This is a genomic window from Pseudomonas sp. B21-019, from assembly GCF_024749225.1.
Taxonomy (GTDB): Bacteria; Pseudomonadota; Gammaproteobacteria; order Pseudomonadales; family Pseudomonadaceae; genus Aquipseudomonas.
This window is the reverse complement of the sequence record NZ_CP087193.1, coordinates 574,548-596,418: the sequence shown is the minus strand read 5'-3', so window position 1 is coordinate 596,418 and position 21,871 is coordinate 574,548. Positions and strand designations below refer to the sequence as shown.

Genomic DNA, 21,871 nt, shown 5'->3' with positions numbered 1-21,871 from the left:
TCCTACACAGGGATATGCGTTTCCACTGTAGGAGCTGCCGAAGACTGCGATCTTTTGATCTGCGGGGTTTATTACGCCCTGAACTGCCCCAGGCTCGCCTTCAACTGCGCCGCCAACCCATCCAGCACCTTGCCGCTGGCCGTGGTCTCCACGACCGCCTGAGCTGCTTTCTCAGCTTGAGCATGAATGGTCTCAACCCGCCCACGCACGGCCTGCGCACCTTGCGCCTGATGCGCCGCGGCCTGGGTCGCCAGGCCGATCGCCGCATGCACCTGCTCGACCGACGCCTGCACCGACTGCTGCAACCGCGCACTGTCGCGCAACACCAGCAAACCTTCACTGGCCTGACGCCCAGCCTGCCCGATTGCCGCAACAGCCTCACGCGCGCCCTGCTGCAGCGCAACAATGTGCGCCTGAATGTCACCGGTGGAGCTCTGCGTCTTGCTCGCCAGCGCCCGCACCTCGTCCGCCACCACGGCAAACCCACGACCGGTCTCGCCGGCACGCGCAGCTTCAATGGCCGCGTTCAGCGCCAGCAAGTTGGTTTGTTCGGCGATCCCGTGAATCACCGTCAGCACCACTTCAATCTGCTCACTCTGCTGCGCCAGACGCTCGATGACTTTCGCACCGGTGTCGACTTGTCCGGCCAATGCCTCGATGAGACTGCCGACTTTCGCCGAAGTCCGGGTGTTCTCATCCGTGGCCTGACGAATGCCCACCACCTGCTGCAAAGCGGCCTGCATGGCGTGGCTTTCAGATTGAGCCTCATCAGCCATTTGCGACAACGCGCGCAGGCTTTCGGCCACTTCATCGCGCTGCATGCCAGCCGCCGCATCGGCACCGGCATTGCGCAGGGTCATGGCGCCGATTTCCACGCCGGTACGCTGAGCCACATCGCCCGCCTCACGCACGATCGGCTGCAATTTATCCACAAAGCGATTGACCGCCGAGGCCATGTCGCCGATCTCGTCCTGGCTGTTGATCTGCACGCGCTTGGTCAGGTCGCCCTCACCCGCCGCCAGGTCATCCATCGCGACAATGAGCATTTTCAGGCGATTGACCACTCGACGCCCCAGCACCACCGCCAGTAACAGCAGCACACCGAAACCCACCACCGCCAGGCCCATGCCGATGCGCCAGCGCAAAGCCCCCGCGGCTTCCTGCACAGCGCCCGTGGTGTTGGCTTTCATTTCAGAAGCGGTGGACTGCGCCGACTGTAGACGCCCGCGCATCGCCGTTGCGCTGTCGGCCGCCGCACCTTTGAGGCTGTCACCCACCAATTGATCGCTGCTGGCGATCAGCGCCGAGAAGCGCTTGTCCAGCGCCGCCAGATCGGTTTCCACGGAGGCAGTTGAGACCCCCATCAAGACCTTGCCGATTTCCACCCCATTGGGACTGATCGAAGCCTCAAGGTAGTAGACCGAAGGATCGCTCTTCGCTGCATCCAGCACCTTATCCAGCGCCCGCTCACCCTGGCCTTTCTCCAGCAGCCCCTTGTTGATCGGGTTCTCTCGGTTGAGGTAGCGCGTCAGGTGCTGGCCCGTGGCGTCGTCATAGACCACGAACAGCACGTTGGGATTGCGCTGGGCGCGGCGAGCGAATTCGGACAGGGTAGGAATGTCGCTGTCCCACATGGCGCGGGGTGCGACCGAGGCCAGAAGTTGCGCCATGTCATTGGCCGATTCCTTCAGGTCCTTCTCCAGCGTCGTACGCAGTTGAGCCTGCTCGTCTTTCAAACGTGAAGACAGCCCAGCGGTCAGGCGCTGACGGGTACTGCTGGACAGGTTATCCAGGCTCGACGTGACTTCACGCCCCGCCTGCTCCAGCTCACTGGAGAGCTTTTGGCTATCGGCGCCCAGGCGCACGCCCAGATCGGTTTCCAGCGCAGTCACCGTGCTCCGGGTCAGAGCGACAGCCACCAGCACCTGCACCAAAAGGGCGATACCAAGGGTAACGAACACGGGCCGCAACAAACGGCTTTGTAACAGTGAGAGAACGGCCGACACAGGAAATCCCTCTACTCTAACGCCATTAAATTGATGGCATTCTGAAGGCGATATTCACAGCAAAGGTCATGCCGTCCAACAGGCATAAACGACAAAGGCCCCGATTAAGGGGCCTTTGTGTTTTACATCAACGACTTATTAAGCGAACGGGTGACGCAGAACGATAGTTTCGTTGCGGTCCGGGCCCGTCGAAATAATGTCGATCGGCGCGCCGACCAACTCTTCGATGCGCTTGATGTAGTTGCGCGCAGCCTGAGGCAGCTCTTCCAGGGTCTTGGCACCCAGAGTCGATTCGCTCCAGCCCGGCATCTGCTCGTACACCGGCTCCAGGCCGATGTAGCTGTCGGCGTCGGTCGGTGCGTCGATCACTGCACCATCTTCGTTCTTGTAGCCTACGCAGATGTTGATGGTTTCCAGGCCGTCCAGCACGTCCAGCTTGGTCAGGCACAGGCCCGAGATGCTGTTCACATCGATAGCGCGACGCAGGATCACGGCATCGAACCAGCCGCAACGACGGGCACGGCCAGTGGTGGCGCCGAACTCGTGGCCACGCTTGGCCAGGAACGCACCAACGTCGTCGAACAGCTCAGTCGGGAACGGACCGGAGCCGACGCGCGTGGTGTAAGCCTTGGTGATGCCGAGGATGTAGTCCAGGAACATCGGACCAACACCCGAACCGGTGGCGATGCCGCCAGCGGTGGTGTTGGAGCTGGTGACGTACGGGTAGGTGCCGTGGTCGATGTCCAGCAGGGAGCCCTGGGCGCCTTCGAACATGATGTCCTTGCCGGCACGACGCAGGTTGTGCAGCTCTGCGGTGACGTCGAGCATCATCGGCTTGAGCAGCTCGGCGTATTCCATGCACTCGTCGAGTGTCTTCTGGAAGTCGATCGCTGGCTCTTTGTAGTAATTGACCAGTACGAAGTTGTGGTAATCCAGCAACTCGCCCAGCTTGGCGGCGAAACGCTCACGATGGAACAGATCACCGATGCGCAGACCGCGACGGGCAACCTTGTCTTCGTAAGCCGGGCCGATGCCGCGACCGGTGGTGCCGATCTTCAGCTCGCCACGGGCCTTTTCACGGGCCTGGTCCAGCGCTACGTGGTAGGACAGGATCAGCGGGCAGGACGGGCTGATACGCAGGCGCTCGCGCACCGGTACGCCTTTCTCTTCCAGCTTGTTGATTTCCCGCAGCAGGGCGTCGGGTGCAACCACCACGCCGTTACCGATCAGGCACTGCACGCCTTCGCGCAGCACGCCAGACGGGATCAGGTGCAAGACGGTTTTTTCGCCGTCGATCACCAGAGTGTGACCAGCGTTGTGGCCACCTTGGTAGCGCACTACGGCGGCAGCATGTTCGGTCAGCAGATCAACGATCTTGCCTTTGCCCTCATCACCCCATTGGGTGCCCAGGACTACGACATTCTTACCCATAACACTTGTCCTCATTCGCGCAAACTTGGTGCCGGCGGCGGCCGGCAGGAAAACTCAAGAAGCCAGTGGCGATACTTGCCAAAGCCCGTTCTGCTGAATCAATTGCCGGTCGCAGTCCGCTTCACGGGCGGCGGCCAAAGGTTGCCCAGGCAATGCCTGAACGACACGCTGACCCTCACTGCGCAACTGGCAAACCTGCTGCCAGAGTGCTGCATCCGTACTGTCAGGCATCCAGATACCGCCAGACGGTAGCTCGATCTCAGCACGCCCCAGGGTCACCAGGGTTTTCAAATCGGTGGAGAAGCCTGTCGCCGGACGGGCGCGACCGAAGTCGGCACCGATATCGTCGTAACGACCGCCCTGAGCGATGGACTGGCCAACACCTGGCACGAACACGGCGAACACCACACCGGTGTGGTAGTGGTAGCCGCGCAATTCGCCCAGGTCGAAGTACAGCGGTAACTCCGGGAAACGCGTGGACAGACGCTCGGCAATCGCCAGCAAATCGTCCAGGGCCGCCAGAACAGGCGCCGGCGCATTGGCCAGACGCTCGCGGGCAGCGCTCAACACTTCACGACCGCCACACAGGTCGACCAGCGCTCGCAGCATGCCCGACAGATCGGCAGGCAGGCCTTCGGTCAAGGTAATGACCTCGTCGATGGCTTTACGTTGCAATGCATCGAACAACTGTTGCTCGACTTCGCCGGACAAACCGGCGGCGCGGGCCAGGCCGCGGTAGATGCCGACATGCCCGAGGTCCATGTGCACATCCGGCACATCGGCCAGTTGCAGCATGGCCAGCATCAGGCTGATGACTTCCACGTCGCTGCTCGGGCTGGCATCGCCGTACAACTCGGCGCCCAGTTGAATCGGGCTGCGCGAGGACGACAACGCACGTGGCTGAGCATGCAGCACGCTACCGGCATAGCACAGACGGCTCGGGCCTTCGCGACGCAGGGTGTGCGCATCGATGCGCGCCACTTGCGGCGTGATGTCGGCACGGAAACCCATCTGCCGGCCCGACTGCGGGTCGATGACCTTGAAGGTGCGCAGATCGAGGTCCTGGCCTGCGCCGGTCAGCAGGGATTCCAGGTACTCGATATGGGGAGTCACGACAAACTCGTAACCCCAGCTCTGGAACAGATCCAACACCTGGCGACGCGCAACTTCAATGCGCGCAGCCTCCGGTGGCAGTACTTCTTCGATGCCATCTGGCAGCAGCCAGCGGTCTACCGTTGCCATTACGCCATTCCCCTATGATCCGGGCAGCAAGCCTTTGGGCGAGCCTTGAGTGAAGCAGAAAATGATCGGCTCATGTGCATAAACCCCGCGCATGAACAACGTGGCGAAAAGCCTGGAACCGGCTTCGCCAACCACTTTCCTCGAAAAACCTGTCGAGTCATTCAACTCGGGCGCCTGCATCAAAACAGCAATCAAACGTGCAGACGCAAAAAAGCCGGGAATTTCCCGGCTGCCGCATCATACACACGTTTTCCCAAAGGATCACCCCGCCCGAGGCTTTAGCCGCCAGGCGGGGGATGATTCAGGTCAACGTCGTATCAAGGCTTGGCTTTTTCCAGGTAACGGAAGAAGTCACTGCTCGGGTCCAGGACCATGACGTCGGATTTGTTCGCGAAGCTTTCACGGTAGGCACGCAGGCTACGGTAGAACGCGTAGAACTCCTGATCCTGGCCGTATGCCTTGGAGTAGATCGCAGCAGCCTGGGCATCACCGTCACCGCGAACCTCTTCGGATTCACGATAGGCTTCAGCCAGCAGCACGCGGCGTTGACGGTCGGCGTCGGCACGGATGCCTTCGGCCAGCTCGTTACCCTTGGCGCGGTGCTCGCGAGCTTCACGCTCACGCTCGGTGCTCATACGCTCGAACACGCTGCGGTTCACTTCCTTCGGCAGGTCGATGGCTTTGACCCGGACATCGACAACTTCAATGCCCAGCTCTTTTTCCGCCATCTTGTTCAGCGAAGCGGTGATGTCCGCCATCAGCGCATCACGCTCACCGGACACCACTTCGTGCAGGGTGCGTTTACCGAACTGGTCACGCAGGCCCGATTCCAGACGACGGGAAAGACGCTCGTCGGCAATCTGCTTGAGGCCGGAAGTCGCGGTGTAGAAGCGCTCGGCATCTTTCACGCGCCACTTGGCGTAGGCATCGACCATCACGGCTTTCTTTTCCAGCGTCAGGAAACGCTGTGTCGGTGCATCCAGCGTCATCAGGCGCGCGTCGAATATGCGCACCTTGTTAACGTAAGGCACTTTCACATGCAGGCCTGGCTGAACATCGGCCTGGACCACGCGACCGAACTGCAGCAACACCGCACGCTCGGTCTGAGCCACGATGTAGAAGCAGTTCCAGGCAACGATCGCCACGACGACGCCGACAATAAGGGCGATCAGCGATTTATTGCTCATCAGCGACTCTCCCTGGTACGTGCCTGCTGTTGCTGCAGATCAGCTGCCGCACGCACATTCACTTCATTGCTGCTGGCTGCTGCGCCGGTCACCGGAGTGCTGGTGCGGCGACCATCCTCGACCATCTTGTCCAGCGGCAGATACAGCAGATTGCTCTGGCCATTCTTGTTGCCGGTCACGAGAACCTTGCTGGTGTTGCTGAAGATTTCCTGCATGGTGTCCAGGTACAGACGCTGACGGGTAACTTCAGGCGCCTTGCGGTACTCGGCCACCAGCTTGGTGAAGCGGTCGGCCTCACCCTTGGCGCGGGAAACGGTCTCGTCGCGGTAACCGTTGGCATCCTCGAGGATGCGCTGGGCCTGACCACGGGCTTCCGGCACGACGCCGTTGGCGTAGGTTTCAGCCTGGTTACGCGAACGCTGCTCGTCTTCACGGGCGCGGATCACGTCATCGAAGGCTTCCTGGACTTCACGCGGTGCAGCAGCGCTCTGTACGTTGACCTGAGTGACGGTGATACCGGTGCGATAGGTATCGAGGAAACGTTGCAGACGTTCCTTGATTTCGCTGGCCATCAATTCACGACCTTCGGTCAGCACCTGGTCCATGGCGGTAGAACCCACCACGTGGCGCAAGGCACTGTCGGTCGCGTGCTGCAGGCTGATTTCCGGCTGATCGACGTTCAGCACGAAGTCCTGCAGGTTGCTGATCTTGTACTGCACGGTCAGCGGCACTTCGACGATGTTTTCGTCTTCAGTCAGCATTTGACCCTGCTTGGTATAGGCACGCTCACGCGTGACGTTTTCCAGGTACTTGCGATCGATCGGCGGGAAATAGATGTTCAGGCCCGGGCCGACGGTTTCATAGTATTTGCCGAAGCGCAGCACCACGGCCTGCTCCTGCTCGTCGACCACGTAGACAGCGCTGTACAGCCACACGGCCGCGAGCACGGTCAGACCGATGCCGAGCAGGCCACCAAAGCCGCCACTCTTGCCCGGACCACCGCCCTCGTCACCGCGTTTCTTGCCACCACCGAACAACCCGTTCAGGCTTTCCTGCAGCTTTCGGAAGGCCTCGTCGAGATCCGGTGGTCCCTTGCGGTCGCCGTTATTGCGGCGCTTGCCACCCCAAGGATCCTGATTATTCGAGTTGCCACCCGGCTCATTCCAAGCCATAGCGCTCTCCATCTGATAAAGCAAAGACGCACCCACGGCGCGCCGACCAATGCTACAGAATGCCTGTCACCGCGGCACAACCGCTTTCTCAGGCTTTTATTGCAAAGTGTGTTGCTCGATGAATTCCATCGGTTGCAGACCTTCGCGGCTCACGAGTCGATTCAATTCGATCCGTGGCAAGCGAACGGCCAGCAGGCTGATGCCTTCTTCGTCGTGTTCTTCTTTTTGCACCGCACCGAGTTCGAAAAACTGCGCACGCAGTCGAGCAAAACGTTGCGGCAAGCGCAAGGTGCCAACAAACAAATCGCTGCCCAACAGTTCCGCCACTGCCTGCTTGAGCAAATCCAGGCCGGTACCGTCCTTGGCCGACAACCAGACCCGCTGCGGCTTGCCATCGGCATCGCGCTGGATCTGCGGCTCAACCCCCTCGAGCAAATCGAGTTTGTTGTATACCTCAAGGATCGGCAAGTCTTGTGCCCCGATCTCCCCGAGCACCACCATGACCTGTTCGATCTGGGCCATACGATCAGGCTCGTGCGCATCGATCACGTGCAGCAGCAGGTCGGAGTTGCTCGACTCTTCGAGCGTAGCTCGAAATGCCTCGACCAGTTTGTGCGGCAGGTGACGAATGAAGCCCACGGTGTCGGCCAGCACGATCGGCCCGAGGTCATCGAGCTCGAGTCGGCGCAAGGTCGGGTCGAGGGTCGCGAATAGCTGGTTGGCGGCGAAGACGTCGGAATCGGTGACCGAGTTGAACAGCGTCGATTTGCCGGCGTTGGTATAACCCACCAGTGAAACCGTCGGAATGTCAGCACGTTTGCGCCCGCGACGAGACTGCTCGCGCTGGCTGCGGACCTTTTCCAGGCGCCCCTTGATCTGCCGCAGACGAATCCGCAACAGGCGCCGGTCGGTTTCCAGCTGGGTTTCACCCGGGCCGCGCAGACCGATACCGCCCTTCTGCCGCTCAAGGTGAGTCCAGCCGCGAACCAGTCGCGTACTCATGTACTCAAGCTGGGCCAGTTCGACCTGGAGCTTGCCTTCATGGGTGCGGGCGCGTTGAGCGAAGATATCGAGAATCAGACCCGTGCGATCGATCACGCGACACTCGAAAATACGTTCGAGGTTACGTTCCTGACTGGGCGTGAGGATGTGATTGAAAATCACCAGATCGACCTGCTCGGCTTTGACCAGGTCGCGTAACTCTTCGACCTTGCCGCTGCTGATCAGGGTTTTGGCGGTTGGCCGATGACGCGGCACGTTAAAAAACGCGACGGTCTCGGCACCTGCCGAAATTGCCAACTCCTGAAACTCCTGCGGATCTTCGCGCGCCTCAGGGTCCTGACCATCCAAGTGAACGAGAATTGCCCGCTCACCACCACCGTGGCGCTCAAAGAACAAAGGAGACTCCTATCAGGCGTTACCTGGCTCAGCGTCGCCTGCTTCGGATTCGGTTGCGCTAGGCAGACGAATTGGACGAACCGGCACCACTGTAGAGATAGCGTGTTTGTAAACCATCTGGCTGACGGTGTTTTTCAGCAGGATAACGAACTGGTCGAAAGACTCGATCGTGCCTTGCAGTTTGATCCCGTTGACCAGGTAGATGGAAACCCCCACTTTCTCTTTACGTAAAGTATTCAAGTAAGGGTCTTGTAGCGAATGCCCTTTTGACATGTGCCGCACTCCTTTAAGGATTCAATATAAAAAATAGGTAAACAGATGGCTTGGGGCCGTCACACCCCCAAGGATAGACGGCAATTGCAAGGACTCAGCTCAATATGGAGATGGTCCCGAGGTATTTCAAGGCGCGCGGCAGATTGTCGCAATCGAGGCTGTCCAACCAGTGTAAATCAGCCCAACTACGCAGCCAGGTGAACTGGCGCTTCGCCAATTGGCGCGTGGCAATGATTCCACGCTCCTGCATCTCGGCTTGCGTCAGCTTGCCATCCAGGTAATCCCAGACTTGTCGATAACCTACAGCACGTATAGACGGCAACCCGGAATGCAAGTCACCTCTATCTCGCAGGGCTACGACCTCGTCGACGAATCCCTGTTCCAACATATTTGTGAATCTTTGTTTAATGCGCTCGTGCAGTACCTGGCGATTTGCCGGAGCGATGGCCAAGTTCGCGACAGTATAGGGCAATTGTTGCAGTCCCGAAGCGGCTGCTTCAGTACTTTGCGCAGATTGTCGCAAGCGTAGCTCAGTCATGCTCTGACCGCTGACGCGATAAACTTCCAGTGCACGACTAAGGCGCTGCGGATCGTTCGGGTGAATTCGCGCCGCGGATTGCGGATCAATCACCGCCAATTGATCGTGCAGGGCTTGCCAGCCAAGGCGTGCAGCCTCTTCTTCGATTTGCGCACGAACGTCCGCATCGGCCGCCGGCATGTCAGCCAGACCTTCGAGCAAAGCCTTGTAATAGAGCATTGTGCCGCCCACCAGCAGCGGAATATTGCCCCGCGCGGTGATCTCGCTCATGGCTTGCAACGCATCGCGACGGAAATCCGCGGCGGAATAACTCTCGGCCGGATCGAGAATATCGATCAGGCGGTGCGGGAATTCGGCCAGAATCTCTTTGGAGGGTTTGGCGGTGCCGATGTCCATGCCGCGATAAACCAGCGCCGAATCGACACTGATCAGCTCGCAGGGCAGGACCTTGGTGAGTTCGATGGCCAGGTCGGTCTTGCCGGCGGCCGTCGGCCCCATCAGGAAAATCGCGGGAGGGAACTGGCTCATCAACGACCGCGCAAGAACAGTTTGTCCAGATCGTCCAGGCCCAGTTGGGTCCAGGTCGGTCGGCCATGGTTGCATTGACCGCTGCGCTCGGTGTTTTCCATGTCCCGCAGCAGGCCGTTCATTTCCGGCAAGGCCAGGCGCCGATTCGCGCGAATCGCGCCGTGGCAGGCCATGGTGCCGAGCAGTTCGTTCAGGTGCGCCTGAATCCGGTCGCTGGTGCCGTATTCCATCAAATCCGCCAGAACGTCGCTGACCAGTCGGTTAGCCTCGGCCTGTTTCAGCAAGGCGGGGATTTGCCGGATGGCCAGGGTTTCCGGGCCAAGACGCTGCAATTCAAAACCCAGACGCTGGAACCAGGCGACGTTTTCTTCGGCGCAGTCGGCTTCGCGCTGGCTGACCGCCAGGGATTCCGGCACCAGCAACGGCTGACCGCTCAACCCCTCACTGGCCATGGCGACTTTCAGGCGTTCGTACATGATCCGCTCATGGGCGGCATGCATGTCTACCAGCACCAGGCCTTGGGCGTTTTCCGAAAGAATGTAGATGCCCTTGAGCTGCGCCAGTGCGTAGCCCAGCGGCGGGATGTCGTCCTGCCCGGCCGGCAGCGCGACTGCGTTGGCCTCGGGCAACGGCGCGAAGAACTCGCGATAGGCCGCCTGGGCTTCAGCGACGGGCACGCCGGACTGAGGCCGCGGCGTGTATTGATACTGATAACCGGCACCGGCGCCAGTACCCGCCGAGGTATTGAAGGACGGCTGGGCCTGAGGCTGCTCCAGCAGCGCATTGGCCGCCAAACGCATCTCGCCTTGAGGGCCAAACTCGCCAGCTTCGATACCGGTCGGCCGGACCATGGCCGTCGCGACAGGCGCGGCCAACTGGTCTTCCGGCCGCACATCGCCCAAGGCGCGGTGCAAAGTGCCGTAAAGGAAGTCGTGAACCATGCGCCCGTCACGGAAACGCACTTCGTGTTTGGTAGGGTGCACGTTGACGTCGACGCCCGCCGGATCGACTTCGAAAAACAGCACGAATGTCGGGTGCCGACCGTTGAACAGCACGTCGCGATACGCCTGGCGCACTGCGTGGGCTACCAGTTTGTCGCGCACGGCACGGCCATTCACAAAGAAATACTGCAGATCCGCCTGGCTGCGGTTGAAGGTCGGCAACCCGACCCAACCCCACAAATGCAGGCCATTGCGTTCGATTTCGATCGGCAGCGCCTGCTCCAGAAAGCCCGCCCCACAGATCGCCGCCACACGCCGGGCGCGGGCCGCGTCATCATGGGCTTCGTGCAGGCTGAGGATGGTTTTGCCGTTGTGACGCAGATGGAACGCCACATCGAACCGCGCCAGCGCCAGACGCTTGATCACTTCTTGCAGGTGATCGAATTCGGTTTTTTCGGTCTTCAGAAACTTGCGGCGCGCCGGGGTATTGAAGAACAAATCGCGCACTTCCACCGAAGTGCCCACCGGATGAGCCGCTGGTTGCACGCGAGGAGCCATGTCCCGGCCTTCGGTTTCCACCTGCCAGGCCTGATCGGCATCGCGAGTGCGGGAGGTCAGGGTCAGGCGCGCCACGGAACTGATAGATGCCAGCGCCTCACCACGAAACCCCAGGCTCATAACCTGTTCGAGGTCTTCCAGGTTGCGAATCTTGCTGGTGGCGTGACGGGCCAGGGCCAAAGGCAGGTCATCGGCGGAAATGCCGCTGCCATCGTCGCGCACCCGCAGCAGCTTGACACCGCCCTGCTCCACATCGACATCGATGCGTTTGGCGCCGGAGTCGAGGCTGTTTTCCAGCAACTCCTTGATCACCGAGGCCGGGCGCTCAACCACTTCACCGGCGGCAATCTGGTTCGCCAGCCGTGGGCTGAGTAGCTCGATACGCGCCGTGTTGGTCAGCACCTGGTTCATTCTTTGGCCGCCAGTTCAGTGCCTGGAATGGTCAACGTCTGACCAATCTTCAGCTCGTCACTTTGCAAGTTGTTGGCACTGCGCAAGGTGGCCGCAGACACCTGATAACGCACGGCGATCATCGCCAGGGTTTCACCGGGGCTGACGCGATGGTCACGCGGGCCTTGGGCGATCTTGCCGGAATCGCGCAGCCAGGCAATGTAGGTGCCCGGCGGCGGGTTTTGCTGGAAGAATTGCCGCACGCCGCTGCTGATGGAGCGCGCCAGCGCCTGCTGGTGGCTCGATGCCGCGAGTTTCGAGGCTTCGTTGGCGTTGGAGATGAACCCGGTTTCCACCAGGATCGACGGGATGTCCGGCGACTTCAACACCATGAACCCGGCTTGCTCCACGCGCTGTTTGTGCAGCGGCGTGACGCGACCGATGTTGCTCAAGACTTTCTGGCCAACGTTCAGGCTGGAAGTCAGCGAAGCGGTCATCGACAGGTCGAGCAGCACGCCGGCAAGCATCCGGTCCTTGTCGTCGAGGCTGACGTTGCCGGCACCGCCGATCAAGTCGGAACGGTTTTCGCTGTCGGCCAGCCAACGGGCGGTCTCCGACGTAGCGCCGCGGTCAGACAGGGCAAACACCGACGCACCGAACGCAGCGGCTGAAGGCGCGGCGTCGGCGTGGATCGAAACGAACAGGTCGGCGCCCTTCTTGCGGGCGATTTCGGTACGGCCGCGCAACGGAATGAAGTAGTCGCCGGTACGGGTCAGTTCGGCGCGGAAACCTTTCATGCCATTGACCTGACGCTGCAACTCACGGGCGATGGCCAGCACCACGTCTTTTTCACGCTGACCGCGAGAGCCCGAGGCGCCCGGGTCTTCGCCGCCGTGACCGGCATCGATCACCACGATAATGTCGCGCTTGCCAGCCGGTGCGGGTGGCAGCTTGATCGAAGGCTCGGACGGCGTGACGGGTACGGCGGGTACCGTGGCCACAGACGGTGTTGGCGCAGGCGGTGGCGCGGCGTCGGCCGCGTTGTCGAACAGGTCGACTACCAGGCGATTGCCGTACTGGGCGTTCGGCGCCAAGGTGAAGCTTTTCGGCGTGACGGCTTTTTTCAGGTCGATGACCACCCGCAAATCGGTCGGCGTACGCTGAGCCGAACGCATTGCCGTGATCGGCGTATTGGCCGTGGAGACGTTCAGCGGCGAGCCGAGCGTCGCGCCATTGATGTCGATTACCAGCCGATCCGGTGCGGTCAGGGTAAAGACGCTGTGCTGGACAGGCCCCGTCAGGTCGAACACCAGTCGAGTGTTATCCGGCGCCCGCCAAAGGCGAACACTGTTGACCTTCGTCTCGGCCACAGCGTCGACGGTCACCGCCAAAAACAACACCCCTACGGCAGCAACCAACGCGCGAAAGCGCATACCTAACCCCATCATTTATTTGGATTCCAATGCCAAAACGGCACACCACGACTCGCCACGCGAGCCTTGGGGCAAAATTCTCAGCGAACGCCCGCTGTCTTGCGGGCTAATGGTAATGGTCAGGTCGGGCTTTGGCAAAAAGCCTGCACCCTTCTGGGGCCATTCAATAAGACACAATGCGTCGTCATCGAAATAGTCGCGGATGCCGAGGTACTCCAGCTCCTCGGGGTCGACCAATCGATATAAGTCGAAATGGAAGGCGCGGACGGCGCCGATCTCGTAAGGCTCGACCAGGGTAAAGGTTGGACTTTTTACCGCGCCGGTATGCCCCAGGCCACGGATGATGCCCCGGGACAGCGTGGTTTTCCCCGCGCCCAGATCCCCTTCAAGAAAGATCAGACCGTGCCCTTCGGTGGTTTTGGCGATACGTGCGCCAAAATCGCTCATGGCCTGTTCATCGGCCAGGTACAGGGTTACTTCAGACACGGTGCTTGCTCCTCCAACAACTGACGAATGGCTGGAATCAGATCACTGGCCGCCAGCCCGCGGCCGAATTTACCTTGTTGCTCGCCGGCATTGGCGTGCAGCCAGACCGCCAGGCAGGCCGCGTCATACGCGTCCAGGCCCTGAGCGAGTAAGGCGCCCACCAGACCGGCCAGCACATCACCCAACCCGGCCGACGCCATGGCCGGATGGCCCTGATGACACAGCGCCAGACGCCCATCGGGGCTGGCAATCAGACTGCCAGCGCCCTTGAGCACTACCACCGCTGTATATTTTTTGCTCAACGCATGGGCCGCGGCCGGGCGGTCAGCCTGCACGGCGGCTGTCGATATCCCCAGCAATCGTGCCGCTTCGCCCGGATGCGGCGTGATGACACTACCTGCGGGCAAGCTCACGCCACCTTCGGCCAACAGGTTCAATGCATCGGCATCCCAGACTTGTGGCTGCGACGCGTTGGCCGCGGCCGACAACAGACTGCGCCCCCAGGCGGCCTGCCCCAGACCCGGGCCGACCACCAGCACCGTGGCCTTCTCCAGCAGGCCCATCAATTGATTGGCCGACGACGTGCCGAGCACCATGGCTTCCGGCAAACGCGCCAGGGCGGCCGGAACGTGCTCACTGCGCGTGGCCACGGACACCATGCCGGCACCGCTGCGCAGGGCACTTTGTGCGCTAAGCAGGATGGCGCCGCCAAAACCGCGATCACCACCAACGAGCAATACGTGACCAAATTTGCCTTTGTGGGCAGTTGGAGCGCGGCCGGTCAGACGCGGCACATTACCGGCCGTCAGGCGACGCGCACTGATCTCGGCCCCAATAAATGTCTCGGGGGCGACGTGCAGATCGTTGAATACCAAATCGCCCACCACATCCGCCGCGTCACCGGTAAACAGCCCCACCTTCAAACCGATGAACGTCACCGTCAGGTCTGCTCGAACCGCAATGCCGAGCTGGCGCCCCGTATCGGCGCACAGCCCCGAGGGGATATCCACCGCCGCAACCGGGAGCCCACTGGCATTGATCGCGGCGATGACGCTGGCGAACGGCTCGCGTACTTCACCGGTCAGGCCGGTGCCGAGCAAGGCATCCAGCACAATGCCGCGCAACTCGGAGTGCGGGGTCCAGCCTTGAATGGCCACGCCTTCGGCCACCGCCTCGGCATGGGCCGACGCGGCATCGCCCTGCAAACGCCCGGGGTCGCCGGCGGCCAGCACCCGCACATGCCAGCCGGCACGTCGGGCCAGCACGGCCACCAGATAACCGTCGCCCGCGTTATTGCCGTGGCCGGCCACCACACTCAGTTCGTGCCCGGTCGGCCAATGGCGGACCAGCGCACGCCAGGTCGCCCGCGCCGCACGCTGCATCAATTCGAAGCCCGGTGTACCGGCCGCGATCACGCTCGCATCGAGCCCTCGGACTTGCGCGGCGCTATACAGCGCGTCGGGTAATTCATCTTTAGTGTGCGGCATGCGTCTTCAGGCTCCGATGTCTGGCAGAATTATACGCATCTCAGCTCCGGTTTCTCTCGCCTCATGCCCGCTATTACCACAGACCTGCCCGCCCTCGCCCAATCCATCAAGGACTGGGGCCGCGAGCTGGGCTTTCAGCAAGTCGGCATCAGCGGCCTCGACCTGGCCGAGCATGAGCAGCACCTGGAGCGCTGGCTCGCCGCTGGCTATCACGGCGAAATGGATTACATGGGCGCCCATGGCAGCAAACGCTCGCACCCGGAAGAACTGGTGCCGGGCACCCTGCGCGTGGTTTCCCTGCGCATGGACTACCTGCCGGGCGACACGCACATGGCGCAACGGCTGGCCCAACCAGAAAAAGCCTACGTCTCGCGCTATGCCTTGGGCCGTGATTACCACAAATTAATTCGTAAACGCGTGCAACAACTGGCGGAAAAAATCCAGGCAGTGATCGGCCCGTTCGGCTACCGCGCCTTCGTCGACAGCGCCCCGGTGCTGGAAAAGGCCATCGCCGAACAGGCTGGCCTGGGCTGGATCGGCAAAAACACGCTGGTCTTGAATCGCAAGGCCGGCAGTTACTTCTTCCTCAGCGAACTGTTCGTCGACCTGCCGCTGCCGGTGGACCCGCCCCACGCCACCGAGCACTGCGGTCGCTGCACGGCCTGCCTGGACATTTGCCCGACCAATGCCTTCGTCGGCCCCTATGTGCTGGACGCCCGTCGCTGCATTTCGTACCTGACCATCGAACTGAAAAGCGCGATTCCTGAAGATTTACGACCGCTGATCGGCAATCGGGTGTTCGGTTGCGATGACTGCCAGATTGTCTGCCCGTGGAACCGCTTCGCCCGGCCCTCCGGGGAAAGCGACTTCAAACCCCGGCACAACCTGGACAACGCCGAACTGGCCGAACTGTTCATGTGGGACGAAGAAAAATTCCTCAGCAGCACCGAAGGTTCACCGCTGCGCCGGGCCGGTTACGAGCGTTGGTTGCGCAATCTGGCGGTCGGCCTGGGCAATGCGCCGTCGAGCATTCCGGTGCTGGAAGCGCTGAAGGCCCGGCGGGACTATCCGTCGGAACTGGTGCGTGAACACGTCGAATGGGCGCTGAAACAACACGGGCTCGCGTAGGAGCTGCCGCAGGCTGCGATCTTTTGATCTTAAAAAATCAAAGTCAAAAGATCGCAGCCTGCGGCAGCTCCTACACAGGGATCGCGGGGTCAGGCTTCATCGTTATAAACGAACTTGGGCATTTCCCAATGGAAACGGATCGCCAGCAAGCGCAGCAGGAAGCCGCCGAATAGCGTGATCAGGATCGCCTGTTCACCCGGCAATTGCAGATAGATACAGAATAAATAGCACCATGCCGCGGCAAACGAGACGCTGGCGTAGAGTTCGCGGCGGAAAATCAGCGGGATGTCGTTGCAGAAGATGTCCCGCAGAATGCCACCGAATACCCCGGTGATCACGCCGCTGACCGAGGCCACCAGCATGCCGTGGCCCATTTCCAGGGCGGTCATGCAGCCGATCAGGGTGAACGCCACCAGGCCCACGGCGTCGAGCACCAGAAACAGCGAGCGCAGATGACGCATCCAGCGCGCCGCGAAGACCGTGAACATCGCTGCGATCGACGTCAGCACCAGGTATTCCGGGTGTTTGACCCAGGTCAGCGGGTAATGGCCAAGCAGCACGTCGCGCACCGAACCGCCACCCAGCGCCGTGACACACGCAATCAGCACCACGCCAAACCAGTCCATGCCGCGACGGCCCGCAGACAGGGCGCCAGTCATGGCTTCGGCAGTAATGGCGATCAGGTAGAGCATCAGCAACATGGTGGCGGTCCTTACAAGAAGGCGCGCAGTCTAGCCATTTAGGGACGGCACCAAAAGAGGGCAGCAACAACACAACGCCCCCCGTAGGAGCTGCCGAAGGCTGCGATCTTTTGATTCTGTTTTTCAAGATCAAAAGATCGCAGCCTTCGGCAGCTCCTACAGGGGCGGACTGTGGTGCGCAATCAGAACTTGATGAAATTCTTGCGGTAGTGCTGCAGCTCGGCGATCGATTCGCGGATGTCGTCCAGGGCCAGGTGAGTGCTGCCTTTTTTGAAGCTGTCGCGCACATCCGGTGCCCAACGCGCGGCCAACTCCTTGAGGGTCGACACGTCGAGGTTGCGGTAGTGGAAATAGCTTTCCAGCGACTTCATGTGGGTATAAAGGAAGCGACGGTCCTGGCAGATGCTGTTGCCACAGATCGGCGACTTGCCCTTCGGCACCCATTTCTCCAGGAAGGCGATGGTCTCGGCTTCCGCTTCGGCCATGCTGATGCGGCTGTCGCGAACCCGTTGGGTCAGTCCGGAGCCGCCGTGTTGACGGGTATTCCACTCGTCCATGCCGGCGAGGATCTCGTCGCTGTGATGGATGGCGATCACCGGACCTTCAGCCAAGGTGTTCAAATTACTGTCGGTGACGATGGTGGCCATCTCGATGATGACGTCGGTATCAGGGTTCAGCCCGGTCATTTCCAGGTCGATCCAGATCAGGTTCTGCGGGTTTTGCATTGTGTCGGCTCCTAGGCAATGGTGCGCAGTTTAGCCTAGGCCGGTGGCCGGGCGTGCTAAACTCGCGGCCGTTTTACCTAATCGCTGCATTCTCGATACGGAACACCCATGGCCAAACGCCAACTCAATCGTCGTCAAAACTGGCGCATCGAAAAGATTCAGGGCGAGCGCGCTGCCCGCGCCGCCAAACGCGAGTCCTCGGCTGTCGAGGCACTCGAAGGTGGCGACCTGGGTCCGGAACAGACGGGCCTGGTGATCGCGCACTTCGGTGTACAGGTCGAAGTCGAGGCCCTCGATGGCGAATTGGCCGGCCAGGTATTCCGCTGCCACTTGCGCGCCAACCTGCCGGCGCTGGTGACCGGCGATCAGGTCGTATGGCGTGCCGGCAACCAGGGCATCGGTGTGATCGTGGCGCAACTGCCGCGCAAAACCGAACTCTGCCGTCCGGACAGCCGTGGCCAGCTCAAGCCGGTGGCGGCCAACGTCGATATGATCGTCATCGTCTTCGCCCCGCTGCCCGAGCCTCACGCCAACCTGATCGACCGCTATCTGGTCGCCGCCGAACACGCCGGTATCCGGCCGTTGCTGCTGCTGAACAAATTCGACCTGATCGACGAGCAGAACGCTCCGGCGCTGAATGCCTTGCTGGCGGTTTACCGCACGCTGGGTTACCCGGTGCTGGAAGTGTCGGCGCACCACGGCAACGGCATGGAGCAACTTCAAAAACTGTTGGATGGGCACATCAGTGTGTTCGTCGGCCAGTCCGGCGTCGGCAAGTCGTCGCTGGTCAACAGCTTGCTGCCAGAAGTCGAAACCCGCGTCGGCCCGCTGTCCGAGCTGTCGGGCCAGGGCACCCACACCACCACCACCGCGCGGTTGTTCCACTTCCCCGGTGGCGGTGAGTTGATTGACTCCCCGGGTATCCGCGAGTTCGGCCTGGGTCACGTCAGCCGTGCCGACGTCGAAGCCGGCTTCATCGAGTTCAACGACCTGCTCGGCACCTGCCGCTTCCGCGACTGCAAACACGACCGCGAGCCGGGCTGCGCCTTGCTCAAGGCCCTGGAAGACGGCCGCGTGCAGCAGCAGCGAATGAACAGCTACCGGTCGATCATCGCCAGCTTGCCTGAAAACAGCTATTAAACCGACGCGCCGGCCGCCCCGACATTAATCGGACGGCTGGCCGCTCGTAACTACCTACAAAACAACCTACAAAACACCCCGTCGACTTAAACATCAGATATTTCTGTAGGGCGTCCGCACGCCTGTTTGAAGGGCACTTCTCTTTAACCGTGAAGGCCTTGTTCCAGCCATTCAACTGCATACATTCAAGCCCTCTTCGCACATTAGCGATACCGAGGGACAGCCATGCAAACCTATCATTTGTTCATCAGCCACTCGTGGAACTATTCAGACGCCCACGACAATCTGGTCCGCCTGCTGGGCGCACAGCCGGACTTCAGTTTCAAGAACTTCTCAGTACCACCGCACAACCCGATCATGGGCGCCCGCACCGACAAGCAGCTCGAAGAAGCCATCGAAAACAAGATTCGTCCCTGCTCGGCAGTGCTGATCATGGCCGGGATGTATTCGACCTACAGCAAGTGGATCAACAAGGAAATCGAGATCGCCAAACGCATGGGCAAAGTGATCATCGCGATCAAACCGTTCGGAGCCGAGCGGATTTCCAACGTAGTGCGCGAGGCCGCACACGCCGAATGCGCGTGGAACACCAAGAGCATCGTCAATGCGATTCGCCTGCATACGGCGGTGTGATCATGCGCAAGGGACTGTTTATCGGTATCAACGACTACACCCATGTTTCGCGCTTGAGCGGCTGCAGCAATGACGCCATCGCCATGGCTTCCGTGCTTAAAACCGACGCCAACGGCGATCCGAACTTCAAGAACATCGTGCTGACCTCCGCCGAGGATTACCTGAGCCGGGAAAAACTCGAAGACCAGATCCGCGAGCTGTTTTCCGGTGACTGCAATGTCGCGCTGTTGTACTTCGCCGGGCATGGCGGCTTTGACGCCGATACCGACGAAGGCATGCTGATCCCGCAGGACTACAAAAACGCCAAGGACGGAATTCGCATCAGCGACATCCTCAACTGGGCGACCAAAGCCACCAAGATCAAAAACAAAGTGATCATTCTCGACTGTTGCCAGAGCGGCTCGGCTGGCCAGGTGCGCGCGTTGCGCAGCGAAAGCAGCATGGTCGGCGAAGGCATGACGATTCTTACCGCCTGCAAAAAGGAAGAGCCGGCCATGGAGGGTGCGCAACACGGCGTGTTCACCGGGTTATTGCTCCAGGCCCTGCACGGCGGCGCGGCGAACATCCTCGGCAAGATCACCCCCGGCAGCCTCTATTCGTTTGTCGACAACGCCCTCGACGCCTGGGAGCAGCGTCCGGTGTTCAAGACCAACGTGTCGCAGTTCATTTCCCTGCGCGAAGTGTCGCCACTGATCCCCAAGGAGATCCTGCGCAAACTGCCCGACTGGTTCGCCGAAGCAGAGTCCGTGTTCCCCCTCGATCCCAGCTACGAGCCCACGGAAACGACGTTCGATCCGGAGCACGGCGACGTCTTCAAGCAACTGCAAAAGTGCAACCGCCACAGCCTGATCGAACCGGTGGACGCCGAACACATGTACTACGCGGCCATCAACTCCACCGGTTGCTGCCTCACGGCACTCGGCGCCTATTACCGCGAACTCGCCCTCAAAGGACATTTCTGATGCCCGTATTCATCAGCTACCGTCACGTGGATCGCCCCCACGCGATCGCCATCAACAGCCGTCTGATACAGGCCAACATCAAGACCTACTTCGACGTGCTGGATCCGGAATCACAGACCACCGACGACATCACCGGGGTCATCACCCGCAACATAACCGCATGCACGCATCTGATGGCGGTGGTCTCTGACAAGACTGCGCTCTCGTGGTGGGTACCGTTCGAAATCGGCGAAGCGACCATCAGCAACCGACGGATTTGCTCATTCAAGACCGAACCGGCGGAACTGCCGCTGTACCTCGATAAATGGCCAAAGCTCAGCACTGACAAGGATCTGGATTTTTTCATTGATGCCTACCGTGAAGAAGTGGCGACCAAGCGCTCCATGACGCTGGATTCGATCAGCGAATCCCTTTACGGCACCTACAGACGCAATGCCGAGGTGTTCCACGACCAGCTCAAAAACCGCATCCGACGGGGTTACTGACAGGTGTGAAAAAGCCGCGATGATCGCGGCTTTCTTGTATTTCGCAGTTCAATCCTTTTTGGGCCGTGGCGGGTTGTCCTGACGATAGGTGTGCTGGGGATTGATGACCAGTTGCCTGACCTGGCTGTCCAACTCTTTGCTGTGATACAGGTCCAGGCATTTGAGCAGCTCAAAACGAACACCTTTTCGCTCTGATTCGACCAGTGGATTGTGATAATCACGAGCCAGAAACTGGTCAACCAGAGATCTACCAGCTTGAGGTGCTTGCTCCAGATCGAAATAGGTCCAATCCATAAGCGCACTGGCACTGCTTCCGGCATCCTGGGCGGCTTCAGGTTCGCTCTTGTAGGCTGTAGCGATGCAGTCCGCCAGCACCATATCCTTGTAATTTTGCGCGTAGGTGCGCCCGCCTGCCTGTGGGGAGTTGGTCGGATCATCCTTGGCCCAACTGTTGGAAGGTGCGGCCGCCCAAGCCAGTGCCAAAACCGCAGTCAAATATTTCATCACGACAAACTCCAGAAGTTCGCGCGGTCGGTTTGATAATTCACACCCGGCTCATTGAAATAGCAGTGGTCGTAACACATTCTGCCGTCAAACAATGTGGCATGCCCTTGAGCATCCGACCAGCCAGAAACTTCAAACAAAATAAGTCCCTTCCGGCCCGCCAGGGTGCCGCCGTTTGCGGCCGGGTATCTGACCGTCTCGGCACTTCCCCATTGCTGTTCCAGATAGGCAATCAGGCTTTTGACGCGATAAAAGTACCAGCGCTTGTCAGCGCCAGACACGGTTTCGCCAACTATTCGTGGTATGAGTGAGCCGGAGTAATTGAGGATATAACTCATGCGTACTGCGCACGTGTTGACCCACCTTAGGGCCGGATCACGGCTTTTGATGTTCATTGCAACATTGCCGCCGATGACTGTCGCAACTTTTTCAGATGGATTGAGGGTGTCGTAAATCCGTTGAGAAGCCGCCCACGCGCTAGAAAATGAGGGTCGAATCATGTTTCATCCTTGATGTTGGGAAG

At 60.4% G+C, this 21,871-nt stretch carries 21 protein-coding genes; 5 read left to right on the top strand and 16 right to left on the bottom strand.

The window, feature by feature from the left end:
- Window positions 1–71: 71 nt before the first annotated feature.
- From LOY36_RS02595 to LOY36_RS02540, 12 genes are all read right to left on the bottom strand, one after another.
- Window positions 72–2,006, bottom strand: coding sequence for a methyl-accepting chemotaxis protein (locus LOY36_RS02595; protein WP_258672194.1), 1,935 nt, complete (start codon window positions 2,004–2,006; stop codon window positions 72–74).
- A gap of 138 nt (window positions 2,007–2,144) precedes the next feature.
- Entirely contained in the window at window positions 2,145–3,437 is a 1,293-nt protein-coding gene (locus LOY36_RS02590) for an adenylosuccinate synthase (protein WP_018928499.1), read from the bottom strand.
- A 54-nt stretch (window positions 3,438–3,491) separates the two neighbouring features.
- On the bottom strand, window positions 3,492–4,679 hold the full coding sequence (locus tag LOY36_RS02585; protein WP_007939588.1) for an ATP phosphoribosyltransferase regulatory subunit: 1,188 nt from the start codon (window positions 4,677–4,679) through the stop codon (window positions 3,492–3,494).
- Between the two features lie 317 nt (window positions 4,680–4,996).
- Complete coding sequence (gene hflC, locus LOY36_RS02580; RefSeq protein WP_007939589.1) at window positions 4,997–5,866, bottom strand: protease modulator HflC; 870 nt, start codon at window positions 5,864–5,866, stop codon at window positions 4,997–4,999.
- Window positions 5,866–7,038, bottom strand: coding sequence for an FtsH protease activity modulator HflK (hflK, locus tag LOY36_RS02575; protein ID WP_019582202.1), 1,173 nt, complete (start codon window positions 7,036–7,038; stop codon window positions 5,866–5,868). The genes hflC and hflK overlap by 1 nt, the downstream gene beginning before the upstream one ends.
- A 96-nt stretch (window positions 7,039–7,134) precedes the next feature.
- Complete coding sequence (hflX, locus tag LOY36_RS02570; RefSeq protein WP_253417031.1) at window positions 7,135–8,436, bottom strand: ribosome rescue GTPase HflX; 1,302 nt, start codon at window positions 8,434–8,436, stop codon at window positions 7,135–7,137.
- Between the two features lie 12 nt (window positions 8,437–8,448).
- The gene (hfq, locus tag LOY36_RS02565; protein WP_007902656.1) at window positions 8,449–8,709 is read right to left on the bottom strand and encodes an RNA chaperone Hfq; all 261 of its coding nucleotides are present in this window, start codon (window positions 8,707–8,709) and stop codon (window positions 8,449–8,451) included.
- Between the two features lie 94 nt (window positions 8,710–8,803).
- Window positions 8,804–9,775, bottom strand: coding sequence for a tRNA (adenosine(37)-N6)-dimethylallyltransferase MiaA (miaA, locus tag LOY36_RS02560; protein ID WP_019582201.1), 972 nt, complete (start codon window positions 9,773–9,775; stop codon window positions 8,804–8,806).
- Window positions 9,775–11,685 (bottom strand): DNA mismatch repair endonuclease MutL, encoded by a 1,911-nt coding sequence (mutL, locus tag LOY36_RS02555; RefSeq protein ID WP_408981102.1) that lies wholly within the window; start codon window positions 11,683–11,685, stop codon window positions 9,775–9,777. Before mutL ends, miaA begins: the two co-directional genes overlap by 1 nt.
- Window positions 11,682–13,112 (bottom strand): N-acetylmuramoyl-L-alanine amidase, encoded by a 1,431-nt coding sequence (locus LOY36_RS02550; protein ID WP_019582199.1) that lies wholly within the window; start codon window positions 13,110–13,112, stop codon window positions 11,682–11,684. Before LOY36_RS02550 ends, mutL begins: the two co-directional genes overlap by 4 nt.
- Window positions 13,113–13,583 carry a tRNA (adenosine(37)-N6)-threonylcarbamoyltransferase complex ATPase subunit type 1 TsaE gene (gene tsaE / locus LOY36_RS02545; RefSeq protein ID WP_258672193.1) on the bottom strand — a complete coding sequence of 157 codons (471 nt, stop codon included), beginning with the start codon at window positions 13,581–13,583 and terminating at the stop codon, window positions 13,113–13,115.
- Window positions 13,571–15,070 (bottom strand): NAD(P)H-hydrate dehydratase, encoded by a 1,500-nt coding sequence (locus LOY36_RS02540; RefSeq protein WP_258672192.1) that lies wholly within the window; start codon window positions 15,068–15,070, stop codon window positions 13,571–13,573. The genes tsaE and LOY36_RS02540 overlap by 13 nt, the downstream gene beginning before the upstream one ends.
- 63 nt (window positions 15,071–15,133) lie before the next feature.
- On the opposite strand from LOY36_RS02540, the gene queG reads away from it, so the two are divergent.
- Window positions 15,134–16,198 carry a tRNA epoxyqueuosine(34) reductase QueG gene (gene queG, locus LOY36_RS02535; RefSeq protein ID WP_258672191.1) on the top strand — a complete coding sequence of 355 codons (1,065 nt, stop codon included), beginning with the start codon at window positions 15,134–15,136 and terminating at the stop codon, window positions 16,196–16,198.
- An 89-nt stretch (window positions 16,199–16,287) separates the two neighbouring features.
- Here the strand turns inward: queG and LOY36_RS02530 are convergent, their stop codons facing one another.
- Together LOY36_RS02530 and orn are read right to left on the bottom strand one after the other, a co-directional pair.
- Window positions 16,288–16,899 carry a trimeric intracellular cation channel family protein gene (locus LOY36_RS02530; protein WP_019650696.1) on the bottom strand — a complete coding sequence of 204 codons (612 nt, stop codon included), beginning with the start codon at window positions 16,897–16,899 and terminating at the stop codon, window positions 16,288–16,290.
- A 182-nt stretch (window positions 16,900–17,081) separates the two neighbouring features.
- Complete coding sequence (orn, locus tag LOY36_RS02525; protein ID WP_019582197.1) at window positions 17,082–17,624, bottom strand: oligoribonuclease; 543 nt, start codon at window positions 17,622–17,624, stop codon at window positions 17,082–17,084.
- Window positions 17,625–17,732: 108 nt separating this feature from the next.
- On the opposite strand from orn, the gene rsgA reads away from it, so the two are divergent.
- The 4 genes from rsgA (at window position 17,733) to LOY36_RS02505 (ending at window position 20,844) form a co-directional block, all read left to right on the top strand.
- Complete coding sequence (gene rsgA, locus LOY36_RS02520; protein WP_018928510.1) at window positions 17,733–18,764, top strand: small ribosomal subunit biogenesis GTPase RsgA; 1,032 nt, start codon at window positions 17,733–17,735, stop codon at window positions 18,762–18,764.
- A gap of 225 nt (window positions 18,765–18,989) precedes the next feature.
- Window positions 18,990–19,397 (top strand): TIR domain-containing protein, encoded by a 408-nt coding sequence (locus LOY36_RS02515; RefSeq protein WP_258672190.1) that lies wholly within the window; start codon window positions 18,990–18,992, stop codon window positions 19,395–19,397.
- A 2-nt stretch (window positions 19,398–19,399) separates the two neighbouring features.
- The gene (locus LOY36_RS02510) at window positions 19,400–20,359 is read left to right on the top strand and encodes a caspase family protein (protein WP_258672187.1); all 960 of its coding nucleotides are present in this window, start codon (window positions 19,400–19,402) and stop codon (window positions 20,357–20,359) included.
- The gene (locus LOY36_RS02505; protein ID WP_258672184.1) at window positions 20,359–20,844 is read left to right on the top strand and encodes a toll/interleukin-1 receptor domain-containing protein; all 486 of its coding nucleotides are present in this window, start codon (window positions 20,359–20,361) and stop codon (window positions 20,842–20,844) included. Before LOY36_RS02510 ends, LOY36_RS02505 begins: the two co-directional genes overlap by 1 nt.
- Window positions 20,845–20,892: 48 nt before the next feature.
- On the opposite strand, the gene LOY36_RS02500 is transcribed toward LOY36_RS02505, so the two are convergent.
- Both LOY36_RS02500 and LOY36_RS02495 read right to left on the bottom strand, forming a co-directional pair.
- Window positions 20,893–21,348: a type VI secretion system amidase immunity protein Tai4 gene (locus LOY36_RS02500; RefSeq protein WP_258672182.1), complete on the bottom strand. Its 456-nt coding sequence runs from the start codon at window positions 21,346–21,348 to the stop codon at window positions 20,893–20,895.
- Entirely contained in the window at window positions 21,348–21,848 is a 501-nt protein-coding gene (locus LOY36_RS02495) for a type VI secretion system amidase effector protein Tae4 (RefSeq protein ID WP_258672181.1), read from the bottom strand. Before LOY36_RS02495 ends, LOY36_RS02500 begins: the two co-directional genes overlap by 1 nt.
- Window positions 21,849–21,871: the final 23 nt, after the last annotated feature.

Coding starts and splice junctions, on each gene's coding strand:
- queG (WP_258672191.1), top strand. CDS start 15,134: ATGCCCGCTATTACCACAGACCTGCCCGCCCTCGCCCAATCCATCAAG.
- hfq (WP_007902656.1), bottom strand. CDS start 8,709: ATGTCAAAAGGGCATTCGCTACAAGACCCTTACTTGAATACTTTACGT.
- LOY36_RS02505 (WP_258672184.1), top strand. CDS start 20,359: ATGCCCGTATTCATCAGCTACCGTCACGTGGATCGCCCCCACGCGATC.
- LOY36_RS02495 (WP_258672181.1), bottom strand. CDS start 21,848: ATGATTCGACCCTCATTTTCTAGCGCGTGGGCGGCTTCTCAACGGATT.
- LOY36_RS02590 (WP_018928499.1), bottom strand. CDS start 3,437: ATGGGTAAGAATGTCGTAGTCCTGGGCACCCAATGGGGTGATGAGGGC.
- mutL (WP_408981102.1), bottom strand. CDS start 11,685: ATGAACCAGGTGCTGACCAACACGGCGCGTATCGAGCTACTCAGCCCA.
- hflK (WP_019582202.1), bottom strand. CDS start 7,038: ATGGCTTGGAATGAGCCGGGTGGCAACTCGAATAATCAGGATCCTTGG.
- LOY36_RS02550 (WP_019582199.1), bottom strand. CDS start 13,112: ATGATGGGGTTAGGTATGCGCTTTCGCGCGTTGGTTGCTGCCGTAGGG.
- orn (WP_019582197.1), bottom strand. CDS start 17,624: ATGCAAAACCCGCAGAACCTGATCTGGATCGACCTGGAAATGACCGGG.
- LOY36_RS02540 (WP_258672192.1), bottom strand. CDS start 15,070: ATGCCGCACACTAAAGATGAATTACCCGACGCGCTGTATAGCGCCGCG.
- hflC (WP_007939589.1), bottom strand. CDS start 5,866: ATGAGCAATAAATCGCTGATCGCCCTTATTGTCGGCGTCGTCGTGGCG.
- rsgA (WP_018928510.1), top strand. CDS start 17,733: ATGGCCAAACGCCAACTCAATCGTCGTCAAAACTGGCGCATCGAAAAG.
- LOY36_RS02530 (WP_019650696.1), bottom strand. CDS start 16,899: ATGTTGCTGATGCTCTACCTGATCGCCATTACTGCCGAAGCCATGACT.
- LOY36_RS02585 (WP_007939588.1), bottom strand. CDS start 4,679: ATGGCAACGGTAGACCGCTGGCTGCTGCCAGATGGCATCGAAGAAGTA.
- LOY36_RS02510 (WP_258672187.1), top strand. CDS start 19,400: ATGCGCAAGGGACTGTTTATCGGTATCAACGACTACACCCATGTTTCG.
- miaA (WP_019582201.1), bottom strand. CDS start 9,775: ATGAGCCAGTTCCCTCCCGCGATTTTCCTGATGGGGCCGACGGCCGCC.
- LOY36_RS02500 (WP_258672182.1), bottom strand. CDS start 21,348: ATGAAATATTTGACTGCGGTTTTGGCACTGGCTTGGGCGGCCGCACCT.
- LOY36_RS02515 (WP_258672190.1), top strand. CDS start 18,990: ATGCAAACCTATCATTTGTTCATCAGCCACTCGTGGAACTATTCAGAC.